Raw genomic sequence first — 12,194 nt, 5'->3', positions numbered from 1 at the left:
GAGAATTCCTACAGCGCGAAATCATTACAAAATCTGTTTAGGGTGCAAAAAGATCAAAAGATCGCAGCCTTCGGCAGCTCCTACAGAATTTGCGTATGCGTTCCATTCCGCGTGTGTACAAGGTCAGTGTAGGAGCTGCCGAAGGCTGCGATCTTTTAGGGGCCACACATCATTTATCTATTGGAAACCGGTCTTTGACCTGCTCGATATACCGCGCAACCGCCGGGGCCTTTTCGAAGCGGCGATGGATCAATGACAACCAGGAACACGCCTCGCTGCCCTTGATCGGCCGGTACAACACATCCGGCAAACTGACGTGCCCGACCACCGACTCGGGCACCACTGCCACGCCCTGCCCCAATGACACCAGCGCGATCACCGCCACCAGCCCGCCCGGTTGCGGCCCTAGTTTCGGCGCATAGCCACCTTGGGCGGCGACCTGCAAGGTGCCGCTGATTTGCTCGGGGAGAATGAAGGTTTGATCACGCAAATGCTCAGGCGTGATATCCGCCAAGCGGCTCAACCAGGACTCGCTCGGCAATGCCAGAACGAAGCCTTCGGCATTCAGGCGGATCGCTTCCAGCGCTTCGGGCAAGGCCATGGGCGAGCGAATATAGCCAATGTCGAAACGCCCCTCGGCGACCAGTCCCGGCAAAGCGGCCATCGGACATTCCCGCACACTGAGGCTGACATCCGGGTACTCACGGCTAAAGCCCTGAACCTGTTTTTGCAACAAGCCCGAGTACACCGCCGAGGCCACGTAACCCAATTCGATATGGCCGATCTCACCGCGCCCGGCGCGCTGGGCACTGAGTTGGGCGAACTCGAACTGGCGCACGGTGGCCTCGGCCTCGATCACCAGGGCGGCGCCGGCCTCGGTCAGGCTGACCTCACGCTGCTGGCGCAGGAACAGACGGGTGCCCAGGGCGCCTTCCATGTCCTGGATCTGCCGGGTCAAGGTCGGTGGCGCGATGCCCAATTGCTCGGCGGCGCGGGTGAAGTTGCGCTGCCGGGCAACGGCCAGGAAATAGCGGAAATGACGTATTTCCATAGCGGCATTAGCTCAAAAGTAATGAAGTGCTGGTCTCCAGCTAATAAAGCACTGAAGTGCCTAGGATAAGCTGGTGAGACTTCACAGTAGTGAGCCTATGCCATGCGCGTCAAACCCTTTGCTCTGTTGCTGATCTGTATGAAATCGACCCTTGTCAGCGCCAACGTGGCAGACATTGCCTGCAAGGCAACGCCAAACCGGGTGACGCCATGAATCGCGTCAGCCCACGTCTTACGCTATTGACCGCTTCGGGGGTCTGCTCGCTGATCGTGCTCGACACCAATATCGTCGCCGTCACCCTGCCGAGCATCGCCCGCGACCTGGGGGCCAACTTCGCCGATATCGAATGGGTGGTGAGTGCCTACATGCTGGCCTTCGCCGCCCTGCTGCTGCCGGCCGGGAGTATCGCCGACCGCTTCGGGCGCAAGAAAACCCTGCTCTGGGGGCTGAGCATTTTCATCCTTGCCTCCATCGGTTGCGGCGCGGCACCGAATGCCTTGTTTCTCGATATCGCCCGCGCGGTCAAAGGGGTCGGCGCGGCGCTGCTGCTGACCTCGGCGCTGGCCTCGATCGGCCACAGCTTTCACGATGAAGTGGAACGGGCCAAGGCCTGGGCATTCTGGGGCGCCTGCATGGGTGTGGCGATGACTGCCGCGCCGACTGTCGGCGGGCTGATCACCGAATTCATGGGCTGGCGCTGGATTTTTTACCTGAACCTGCCGGTGGGCCTGCTGTTGATGGCCATGGTCTGGCGCGCGGTGCCGGAGTCTCGGGACACCCAGGCCGCCCGTCTCGACCCCTGGGGCAGCCTGGCCTTCAGCGCCAGCCTGCTGTGCCTGATCTGGGGGTTGATCGAAGCCAACCGGATCGGCTGGGACAACCCGCTGACCTATGCCCGCCTGTTGGGTGGCGCGCTGCTGCTCATTCTGTTCGTGGTGATCGAACGCCTGCAACAGCGGCCCATGGTCGATCTGCAGTTGTTCCGCCATCCGCGTTTTATCGGTGCGCTATTGGGGATGTTCGCCTATGCCGGTTGCGCCCAGGTAATGATGACCTTGCTGCCGTTTTACCTGCAGAACGGTTTGGGCTTTTCGGCGATCGCCTCCGGGCTGGGTATGCTGCCGTTTGCGCTGACCATGTTGATCTGCCCGCGCATCGGCGCACGTCTGGCAAGCCGCTTCGCCCCGGCGACGCTGATGGCCGCCGGATTGACCCTGGTGGGGGCTGGCAACCTGCTCAGCGCCTGGGCGGTCACCAGCGGCGGCTACCTGAATTTCGCCCTGGCGATTGCCGTGACCGGGGCCGGCGCCGGGTTGCTCAATGGCGATACCCAGAAGAACATCATGGCCTGTGTGCCACGTGATCGTGTCGGCATGGCCTCGGGCATGAGCACCACCATGCGCTTCAGTGCGATCGTGCTGACCATCGGGGTGTTTGGCGCGCTGCTCAGCAGCCATACCGAGCAACTGTTGCAAGGCAGCCTGAAGGTCGAGGCGGCGCAATGGCTCGGACAAGCGCAAAGCATCGCCTCGCGGGTGGTCGCCGGTGATATGCCGGCAGCCTTGAGCGAGTTACCCGAATCGGCGCGCCTGGTGGTCGAACCGCTGGCTCGCCAAGCCTTTGTCGGCGGTTTCAGCCTGGTGCTGTGGGTCGCCGGTGTGCTGGCGCTGCTGGCCGCACTGGTGGTCGGTACGCTGATGCGCAATCCGATTCCACAGCCGCAGAGTTTGTCCTTGAGCATGGAATAAATCGCCACGGGGCTCGTCGTACGGCTACTGAAATCCTTCAGTAGCCACTTACGGGAGCTCATCATGAAAAGCACCTTGTTCGCCCTGGCTTTGTTCACTCTGAGCGGCACGGCACTGGCCGCTTCGACCGATGACGGCAAACAGCCGGTAGTCGAGGATTACCGTTATTCCATGCAGCTGGATGTGGCGAAAATCATCAGTGTGTCGGACACCAGTTATTGCGGGATCGGGACACGGGAAATGACCTATGTCGACAGTTCAGGAGTGATTCGGATCTTGCGTTATCAGGCGTATGGGGATGGGTGTATTGATCAGAGTTGAGGGTGAGTCCGATCAATCCCTGTGGTGAGGGGGCTTGCTGTGGTGAGGGGGCTTGCCCCCGTTCGGCTGCGCAGCAGCCGTAAAAACCTGTAACCGCGGTGTACCTGATTACATGCAGTTGCAGGTTTTGGGGCCGCTGCGCGCCCCAGCGGGGGCAAGCCCCCTCGCCACAGCAAGCCCCCTCGCCACAGATCACCAGGTACATACAATCACCGCCCGGAAAAACGCAACCTCGACATCATTCGCAAATCACCCGGGCGGTAATAGTCGTCGCTCCAGCCATTGTCCACGGACAGCGGCCGCACCTGTTTCAACGCCAGCTTTTTCACGTAGTAACGAAACCGGTAATGCTCGTAGAAGCGCAATAGCTCCAGCCCGTAACGATCGGCCAGATCGGTATCACCGCGCATGATCAGGAAGTTTTCGTCATTACCGCTGCTGGCACTCGCGCTGAGGTTGTGGCTGCCGCTGATGATCACCGGAGTATCACTGGTGAAGTCGCAGACCACCGCCTTGGTATGCACCAGCAGGTTGCCCTTCTGGCCCTTCAGGCCTTCTTTGAGCCAACCCTCCAGACCATTGTTCAACAGGGCCGTGGCAGTGAACTCGGCCGTGCGATCGGCGTGGTAGCCGCTGATGCGACTGGCCTTGTTCTGCAAGCCATAACGCAGCACCTGGTCGTTAGGCTGGCCGAGCAAGGCATCGAGAATGCTTTCCGGCAGCGCGAAGGCGGTGGCGAACAGCAGGTCTTTTTTGGTCGCGTTGACGATTTCGACGAACGCTTGCAGATCACCCTGCCCCGAGCGCGGCGAGAACCCGGCGAACAGTGCCTGCTCCGGCCGCATCGGATTGTTCTCGGTGAGCCATTTGCGGGTCGCGCCGACATCGCCCGGAGCCGCCCAGATCTGCTCGAAGACCTGCCAATAGCGGGTGGCCGGGGCACTATGGTCCAGCACATGTACCACGTTCGCCTGGCGGTAGATGCCGTTGGCGGTGAAGTTGGTGCTGCCACCCAATACCGACTGCGGCTGGTGCCGGCCGGTGGCGTCGAGTTTGCTCAGGACCATGAACTTGTTATGGAAGATCCGGCTGGTGACCCGTCCACGCTTGTTCGACGCCGGGATCTGCGCCAGGCTCGCTTCGTTGATCGCAGTGTCCTTGTCGCCGCGTTTGGCGTGATACAGCACCCGCACCTGAACCCCACGACTGAAGGCGGCGTTGACCGCATCGACGATCGCCTGCAACTGATATTCGTAGATGGCGATATCCAGTGCCCATTGCCCGTCTTCGGCGCGCTCGATAAACCCCAGGACCTGATCCAGCAAACCGTTTTCCAGCCATTGGCGCGGTGCGTCGGGCCACGCTTCGATCGGCAGGTTCTTGTTGGCGCCGAGCAGCGCGTCGAGCTCGCTGAATTTACGCGAGAACGCCTGGCTGGCGGCCACCGCTCGATTGAAAATCACTCGTTGACCCTGGGGCGCGCCATTGTCGGTGAGCACCGCAACCTCGAGGCATTCTCCCAGCTGCGGTGCATCGGCGCTGCCATAGACCAGATACACCCGGTACTGGCTGCGAGTTCCCGAGTTGATCGCATAATCGGCCCAGCGAAACTTCTGCAGCGGCGCGATATTGCTTGGTGTGGCGTTGTATTGAGGGAAGGTATGGGCCTTGCCGGGAAAGGTCAGGCTGTTGAACAGAAACAGCCAGGGTTTGCGGCCTTGCTGCTTCTCGATGGCGAAACCCAGCAGGCCAGCGCGCCGGGATTCGGCCAGGTCCATGGCGAGCAATACGCCGTTGGTGCCGGCATAGGCCTTGACGCGAAAATCGTCCTTAAGATTGCTGACCAGTACGCGCATGCTTCACTCCTGTGATTCGCGAAGCCGACAGCATACGAGCAGATCGCTTGCACACTCCAGCTTCGACGCGCGGCAATACGCGACAAGCAGTTACAGGGTGTCGATATGTCGATACTGCGCTTGCAGTCCGCTGGCCAGTTCCTTGGCCCGACCGAGCCGGATCGGGCCTCTTTCGATATCCACCAGCAACCCCGGGCAATTGAGCGTCGGCAGCGCCGGCCAGTTTTTCAACCGGCCATCGGTCAGCAGCAACAGGCGCTGCTGTTCAGCTGGAAAACGCTTTTGCCTGAACGCCAGCCAGCGGACCGCCTCATCCAGGGCGGCCAACAGCGGTGTGCCGCCACCGGCGCCGAGTGCTTCGAGCCAGCCCCGCAGACCACTCGAGGCTTTCAGGCCTTGCACCTGCCATTGCGGCAAGTGGCCACTGGCGGTCAGCAACGCCAGGCGTGCCCGGCGCCGGTAAGCGTCATCGAACAACTGCGCCAACAGGCCTTTGGCGTCGCTCAGGGCTTGATGCCGGCGAGTCGAAGCCGACGCATCGACGATCACCAGCCACAGCTCATGGGGCGAACGACTGCGCAGCCGGTACAACAGGTCTTCACGCTGGCGCGGACGGCCATTGAGCAAGGTGCCGGGCCAGTTGATCGAGCCGCTTTGCGCTGTGCGGCTCTGGCCTTGGCGGCCATTTTTCAGGCGTCCTGCGCGGGGTTTGGCATCCGCCCCCGCGTCGGACCGGGGACGAATGCCTAGGACTTTTTTGGCCAGCTCGGGACTTCACGTCGCGCGCCGACCGACAGTGCCTGGGCGGGCATTTCGCCCCATTGACCCTGGCCTTCGCCGGGGTCCGGATTGTGTGCCGATTGCGACTGTGGTGCGCTGGCCTGGTTCGGCGCAGGCGGCGACTGCTCACGGCGACGATGACGCAGGGCGAATTCCGCCACCGCATCGATATCTTCTTCGCCAATCGCCGATGCGCCTCGCCATGCGGCATGGGCCCGAGCGGCGCGCAGCCAGACCAGATCGGCGCGCATGCCGTCGACGCCGGCAGCAAAGCAACGCTCGGTGATCTGCGCCAGGGCCTGATCGTCGAGAGGAATGCTGGCCAGGCTCGAGCGCGCCTGCTGGCAACGTTCGCGCAAAGCCTGCTGCGGGCTTTCCCAATGCGCGCAAAACGCCTGGGGATCGCTGTCGAAGTCCAGGCGCCGACGGATGATCTGGCCGCGTTCGATGGGTGGTGTCTGCCCGCTCAAGGCCACGTTCAGCCCGAAGCGATCGAGCAATTGCGGACGCAATTCGCCCTCTTCCGGGTTCATGGTGCCGATCAGCACGAAGCGCGCCGAATGCTGATGGGAGATGCCGTCTCGTTCGATCAGGTTGGTGCCGCTGGCGGCAACGTCCAGCAGCAGGTCAACCAGGTGGTCAGGCAGCAGGTTCACTTCATCGACATAGAGCACGCCACCATCGGCCTTGGCCAGCACTCCGGGGGAAAACTGCGCGCGGCCTTCGCCGAGTGCGACGTCCAGGTCCAGGGTACCGACCAGCCGCTCCTCAGTGGCGCCCAAGGGCAAGGTGACGAATTGCCCGCTGGCCAACAGATCCGCCAAGCCTCGGGCCAGGGTCGACTTGGCCATGCCCCGCGGACCTTCGATCAGCACCCCGCCGATCTTCGGATCGATGGCGGTGAGGCACAGCGCGAGTTTCAGGGCGTCGGCACCGACCACGGCGCAGAGGGGGAAATGTGGGGTGTGGCTCATATTCGGTTCTCTCATCATGGTCGGGGGCAATCAGTACATATCACAGGCAAACTTCACACCTGTGGCGAGGGGGCTTGCCCCCGCTGGGTCGCGAAGCGGCCCCCTACATTTTTCAGCTACACCGAGCTGCCTGAGTCTACGACTGCTACGCAGCCGAACGGGGCGATGCGGCGTTCCGACAAGCCCCCTCGCCACAGGTTTACCGCATCAGGTGTCTTCTTCTATATCCAGCAGCAGGTTTTCCAGCGCCTCGCGGTACTCGCCCGGCTCGCTCCACATCCCCCGCTGCTGGGCTTCGAGCAGGCGTTCGGTCATGTCGCGCAAGGCGTGGGGATTGTGTTGCCGGACGAATTCCCGGGTCGCCGGGTCGAGCAAATAGGCATCGGCCAGCAAGGCGTACTGATGATCGTCGATCAACTGCGTGGTGGCGTCGAAGGCGAACAGATTATCCACGGTCGCCGCCAGTTCGAAAGCACCTTTATAGCCATGGCGCTTGACTCCCTCGATCCACTTGGGATTGGCCGCGCGGGAACGGATCACCCGGTTCAGCTCTTCCTTCAAGGTGCGGATCTTCGGCAGGTCGGGCTGGCTGTGGTCGCCATGGTAACTGGCGGTTTGTTCGCCGCTGAGGCTTTCCACGGCGGCAAGCATGCCGCCCTGGAATTGGTAATAGTCATTGGAATCGAGCAGGTCATGCTCACGGTTGTCCTGGTTTTGCAGGACTGCCTGAACCTGGCTCAATCGCTGAGCGAATTGCTCGCGCGCCGCGGTGCCTTCATCGGAGCCGCCATAGGCATAGCCACCCCAGTTCAGGTAGACCTCGGCCAGGTCCTCGCGGCTTTGCCACAGACGACCGTCGATGGCGCCCTGCACGCCCGCGCCATAGGCACCGGGCTTGGCGCCGAAGATTCGCCAGCCGGCCTGACGCGCCGCGGCTTCCTCATCCAGCCCGGATAACAACAGTGCTGCACGCTCGCTGCGAACCTTGGCCGCGAGCGGGTTCATGTCATCCGGCTCGTCCAGCGCGGCCACGGCCTGCACCGCGGCATCGAACAAGCGGATCAGGTTGGCGAAGGCGTCGCGGAAAAACCCGGAGACCCGCAGTGTGACGTCCACCCGTGGCCGGTCGAGCAGGCTCAGCGGGAGGATTTCGAAATCGTCGACCCGCTGGCTGCCCGTGGCCCACACCGGGCGCACCCCCATCAATCCCATGGCCTGGGCGATATCATCACCGCCGGTGCGCATGGTCGCGGTGCCCCAGACCGAGAGCCCGAGCTGACGCAGATGGTCGCCGTGATCCTGCAAATGCCGCTCGAGGATCAGGTTGGCCGACTGAAAACCGATGCGCCAGGCAGTGGTGGTCGGCAGATTGCGCACATCCACCGAAAAGAAGTTACGCCCGGTGGGCAGCACGTCGAGCCGTCCGCGACTCGGCGCACCGCTGGGCCCGGCCGGAACGAAACGCCCGCTCAGGGCATCCAGCAGGCCGCGCATTTCTGCCGGGCCGCAGGCGTCCAGGCGTGGGGCGACGACTTCGCGCAGGCTGTCGATGATCGCCTTCACTTCGCTCCAGCCAGGTGTATTCAATAGGTCGACATCAGCGCTTAGCGCTTGCTCGATCAACCGCGCGGCAAACAGCTCGAGGCGTTCGCGACTGTCGCCAGCGCTGCGCCAAAGCTCACCGCTGAGTGCTTGCAGCGCGACCGGCCGCGGCCCGGTCCAGGGCTCGGCCAGGACACAATCCAGCGGATCGAAATCCAGCTCGAAGGCTTTGGCCAGGGCTCGCAGCACGCTTGACTGGGCGCCGCGTCCATCCCCTCGGGGAATGCGCAATAACGCCAGCAGCGTATCGATCCGCAGCCGGCCGACAGGCGATTCACCGAACACATGCAGACCGTCGCGGATCTGCGATTCTTTCAAATCGCACAAATAGGTATCGAGGCGCGGCAGCCAGATCGCTGCGTCGGCGTCGCTGTCGAGTTGTTCGTCCAGCTGCAGTTCGCGGTCGATGTGGGTGTCGCGGACCAGTTTCAGGATGTCGCGCTGCAACTCCCGGGCGCGGCGCGGATCCAGCAGCTGGGCTTCGTAATACTCGTCGGCCAGCAGCTCGAGATCGCGTAGCGGGCCGTAGGTTTCGGCGCGGCTCAGCGGTGGCATCAGGTGATCGATGATCACTGCCTGGGTGCGCCGCTTGGCCTGGGCGCCCTCGCCCGGGTCGTTGACGATGAACGGATAGATATTCGGCAACGGCCCCAGCAGTGCGTCCGGCCAGCAGTTTTCCGAGAGGCCGACACCCTTGCCCGGCAGCCATTCGAGGTTGCCATGCTTGCCGACATGGATCACCCCGTGGGCGCCATAGGTTTGCCGCAGCCAGAAATAGAACGCCAGATAGCCATGGGGCGGCACCAGGTCCGGGTCGTGATAGACCGCGCTCGGGTCGACCTGATAGCCGCGTGCAGGCTGGATGCCGACAAAGGTCAGGCCAAAGCGCAGACCGGCAATCATCATCCGCCCGCCGCGGAACATCGGGTCGCTTTCAGGCCTGCCCCAACGCTCCAGCACCGCGTTGCGATTGGCTTCGGGCAAGGCGTTGAACATCGCGTAATAGGCGTCCAGCGCCAGGCTTTGCTGGCATGGCCGCTGGTCGATGGTCTGCAGATCGTTGCTGACGCCACCGAGCAATTGCTGAATCAGCGCCGTGCCGCTTTGCGGCAGCTCAGCCGGCAGCGGATAGCCCTCGGCATGCAGTGCCCGCAGGATATTCAGCGCGGCAGCCGGAGTGTCGAGACCCACGCCATTGCCGATCCGGCCATCGCGAGTCGGGTAGTTGGCAAGGATCAGCGCGATACGCTTCTCGCCATTCGGTACCCGCGCCAGTTCAATCCAGCGTCGCGCCAGTTCGGCGACGAAGTCCATGCGCGCAGGTGCAGCGCGGTAGCAGACCACATCCGACTGGCTGCGCTCGCTGCGCCAGGCCAGGTCCTTGAAGCAGATGGGCCGGCTGATGATCCGTCCGTCGAGTTCCGGCAAGGCGATATGCATCGCCAGGTCCCGCGGCCCGAGGCCCTGCTCGCTGGCGCGCCAGGCGGGCTCGTTGTCCTGGGCACAGATGGCCTGGATCACCACAATATTGCGCCGGAACGGTCGCAGGTGCGGGGCTTCCGGGCTGGACTGGGCAAAACCGGTAGTGTTCAGAATCACCGAGGCCGAGACTTCATCCAGCCAGTCCTCGACCACCGTCAGGCAGCCAGGCTCCTTCAGACTGGCCAGCGCAATCGGCAACGGGTTGAGCCCCGCCGCCTGCAAACGCTGGCAGAACACATCGATGAACGCGGTGTTGGCCGCCTGCAAGTGTGAGCGATAGAACAACACCGCCGCCACCGGCTGATCGGCGTGCCAATCAGCTTGCCAGTCGCTGAGTGCGGCGGGACTTTTGTGCGGATGGTAAATCGCCGTGCGCGGCAGGATTTGTGGTTCGGCCCAGGGGTAATCGCGATTCAGCCAGCGACTGGCGAGGCAACGATACAGGTCCAGGGCATTGCCCATGCCGCCCTGGCGCAGGTAATGCCAAAGCCGATCACGGTCTTCGACGGCCACGGTGCTCAGGTCGCTCAACTCAGGGTCGGGGCGATCATCGCCCGGCACCAGAATCAGTTGCACGCCCCGCTCGGCCAGCTGCACCAGCCGCTCCACGCCATACCGCCAATAGCCGATCCCGCCATGCAGCGAGATCAGGATAATTTTCGCGTGACGCAGTACTTCATCGACATACAGGTCGACCGAGGCGTGGTTCTGCACCTGCATCGGGTTGGCCAGGCGCAGGCTCGGATAGTCATCCGGCAACTGCTGCGCGGCTTCGGCGAGCAGTGCCAGGCTGGAATCGCCGCTGCACAGGATCACCAGCTCGGCGGGGGTTTGGCCAAGGTCGGCAATGTTGTCATCCGAGACGAAACCGCCGGGTTGGGTCCTGAGCAGGTGCATGGATCAGACGCTGAGCGCGGCGCGCAATTGCGCTTCGATCAAGGTCGCGTCCAGCTGCTGGCCGATCAGCACCAGGTGGGTCGCACGGGATTCTTCGGCGCGCCAGGCGCGGTCGAAGTGTTTGTCAAAGCGCGTGCCCACACCCTGGATCAGCAAGCGCATCGGCTTGTTCGGCACCGCGGCGAAACCTTTGATCCGCAGGATGCCGTGTTCGACCACCAGTTGTGTCAGGGCGTCGAGCAGCAGGCTTTCGTCGGCTTGCGGCAGTTCGATGGAGATGGAGTCGAAGGCGTCGTGGTCATGGTCATCATGCCCTGCACCATCAGCGTCGCCGTGGTGATGGTCGTGGTGGCTGTGACGGCTGTCGATGTGTTCTTCGGAGCCGGCACCCAGGCCGATCAACACGTCCAGTGGCACACGACCGCTACTGGCTTCGATGACTTTTACCGCCGGCGGCAGTTCTTCGGCGACTTCCAGGCGCACACGGGCCAGGTCTTCAGGGCTGATTAGGTCGGCTTTGTTGAGGATCACCAGATCGGCACTGGCCAATTGGTCGGCGAACAACTCATGCAGCGGCGACTCGTGGTCCAGATTCGGGTCGAGCTTGCGCTGGGCATCCACCTGGTCCGGGAACGCGGCGAAGGTGCCGGCGGCCACGGCCGGGCTGTCGACCACGGTGATCACCGCATCGACGGTGCAGGCGCTACGGATCTCCGGCCACTGAAAGGCTTGCACCAGGGGTTTTGGCAGAGCCAGACCGGAAGTTTCGATGAGGATGTGGTCCAGGTCCGCGCGGCGGGCAACCAGCTCGCGCATCACCGGGAAGAATTCTTCCTGAACGGTGCAGCACAGGCAGCCGTTGGCCAGCTCGTAAACCCGACCGCTGGCTTCTTCTTCAGTGCAGCCGATGGCGCACTGCTTGAGGATTTCGCCGTCGATGCCCAACTCGCCGAATTCGTTGACGATCACCGCGATGCGCCGGCCCTGGGCGTTGTCGAGCATATGCCGCAGCAAGGTGGTCTTGCCCGAGCCGAGGAAGCCGGTAACGATGGTGACGGGAAGTTTGGCCAGTGTTTTCATCGGATGCCCTTTGGCAAGGTGGCGGGCATACGGGACGACTTGACCGCGCGCACAAGCGCGGAAGATTTCGCCACCGGATCACCCCGCCCGGTTGTAGTGAGAATCTGGTACGAGGCAGGTCTCCTGGCTGACGGTGTGCCGGTCTTTCGACTGGCGATTTCTGCGCCTTCCCGCTCGCCCTACGGATAGAGAGAGAGCAGTGGCATGGCAGAAAACCTGACCGTTCACAGTTGCGGGGGCAGCCGCGGCATTGACCGCGTTCCCTTCTTAGCTTCGGTTTGAGTGCCGAAGAACCTCGAAAGCGCAAGGCTACGCATCGCTTGAGGGCGGGTCAATGTCCATCGGCGATTGCGCTCCCCTGTGGCGAGGGGGCTTGCCCCCGTTGGGGCGCGCAGCGGCCCTG

General features: G+C 63.0%; 8 protein-coding genes and 1 riboswitch. Of the genes, 2 read left to right on the top strand and 6 right to left on the bottom strand.

The genetic code is table 11. From position 1 onward, the window contains the following. Positions 1 to 169: 169 nt before the first annotated feature. Positions 170 to 1,051 (bottom strand): LysR family transcriptional regulator, encoded by an 882-nt coding sequence (locus F8N21_RS14895; protein ID WP_150642862.1) that lies wholly within the window; start codon positions 1,049 to 1,051, stop codon positions 170 to 172. Positions 1,052 to 1,260: 209 nt separating this feature from the next. Here F8N21_RS14895 and F8N21_RS14890 point away from each other — a divergent pair, with 209 nt between their 5' ends. After that, on the top strand, positions 1,261 to 2,799 hold the full coding sequence (locus tag F8N21_RS14890; protein WP_150642861.1) for an MFS transporter: 1,539 nt from the start codon (positions 1,261 to 1,263) through the stop codon (positions 2,797 to 2,799). 63 nt (positions 2,800 to 2,862) lie between these two features. After that, the gene (locus F8N21_RS14885) at positions 2,863 to 3,120 is read left to right on the top strand and encodes a DUF2790 domain-containing protein (protein ID WP_150642860.1); all 258 of its coding nucleotides are present in this window, start codon (positions 2,863 to 2,865) and stop codon (positions 3,118 to 3,120) included. A gap of 209 nt (positions 3,121 to 3,329) precedes the next feature. Here F8N21_RS14885 and F8N21_RS14880 read toward each other — a convergent pair whose 3' ends face one another. The 5 genes from F8N21_RS14880 to cobW form a co-directional block, all read right to left on the bottom strand. Continuing rightward, positions 3,330 to 4,976, bottom strand: a complete 1,647-nt coding sequence (locus tag F8N21_RS14880; RefSeq protein ID WP_150642859.1) for a phospholipase D-like domain-containing protein — start codon at positions 4,974 to 4,976, stop codon at positions 3,330 to 3,332. 90 nt (positions 4,977 to 5,066) lie between these two features. Then, on the bottom strand, positions 5,067 to 5,741 hold the full coding sequence (locus tag F8N21_RS14875) for a vWA domain-containing protein (RefSeq protein WP_224788226.1): 675 nt from the start codon (positions 5,739 to 5,741) through the stop codon (positions 5,067 to 5,069). Then, a complete protein-coding gene (locus tag F8N21_RS14870; protein WP_150642857.1) occupies positions 5,723 to 6,730 on the bottom strand; it encodes an ATP-binding protein in 1,008 nt (335 codons plus the stop codon). The genes F8N21_RS14875 and F8N21_RS14870 overlap by 19 nt, the downstream gene beginning before the upstream one ends. Positions 6,731 to 6,937: 207 nt before the next feature. Then, positions 6,938 to 10,711, bottom strand: a complete 3,774-nt coding sequence (gene cobN, locus F8N21_RS14865; RefSeq protein WP_150642856.1) for a cobaltochelatase subunit CobN — start codon at positions 10,709 to 10,711, stop codon at positions 6,938 to 6,940. A 3-nt stretch (positions 10,712 to 10,714) separates the two neighbouring features. After that, entirely contained in the window at positions 10,715 to 11,791 is a 1,077-nt protein-coding gene (gene cobW, locus F8N21_RS14860) for a cobalamin biosynthesis protein CobW (protein ID WP_150642855.1), read from the bottom strand. A gap of 95 nt (positions 11,792 to 11,886) precedes the next feature. Then, a riboswitch (cobalamin riboswitch) is annotated at positions 11,887 to 12,104 on the bottom strand. Between the last annotated feature and the right edge of the window lie 90 nt (positions 12,105 to 12,194).

The sequence above is a fragment of the Pseudomonas fluorescens genome, assembly GCF_902497895.1.
Lineage (GTDB): Bacteria > Pseudomonadota > Gammaproteobacteria > Pseudomonadales > Pseudomonadaceae > Aquipseudomonas > Aquipseudomonas fluorescens_BP.
Note: the sequence above shows the minus strand (reverse complement) of the source record. Positions and strands in the feature narration are given on the sequence as shown.

Bases quoted from the DNA above. Each gene is read 5' to 3' on its own strand.
- F8N21_RS14870 (WP_150642857.1), bottom strand. From the start codon at position 6,730: ATGAGCCACACCCCACATTTCCCCCTCTGCGCCGTGGTCGGTGCCGAC.
- F8N21_RS14895 (WP_150642862.1), bottom strand. From the start codon at position 1,051: ATGGAAATACGTCATTTCCGCTATTTCCTGGCCGTTGCCCGGCAGCGC.
- F8N21_RS14885 (WP_150642860.1), top strand. From the start codon at position 2,863: ATGAAAAGCACCTTGTTCGCCCTGGCTTTGTTCACTCTGAGCGGCACG.
- F8N21_RS14880 (WP_150642859.1), bottom strand. From the start codon at position 4,976: ATGCGCGTACTGGTCAGCAATCTTAAGGACGATTTTCGCGTCAAGGCC.
- cobN (WP_150642856.1), bottom strand. From the start codon at position 10,711: ATGCACCTGCTCAGGACCCAACCCGGCGGTTTCGTCTCGGATGACAAC.
- F8N21_RS14890 (WP_150642861.1), top strand. From the start codon at position 1,261: ATGAATCGCGTCAGCCCACGTCTTACGCTATTGACCGCTTCGGGGGTC.
- cobW (WP_150642855.1), bottom strand. From the start codon at position 11,791: ATGAAAACACTGGCCAAACTTCCCGTCACCATCGTTACCGGCTTCCTC.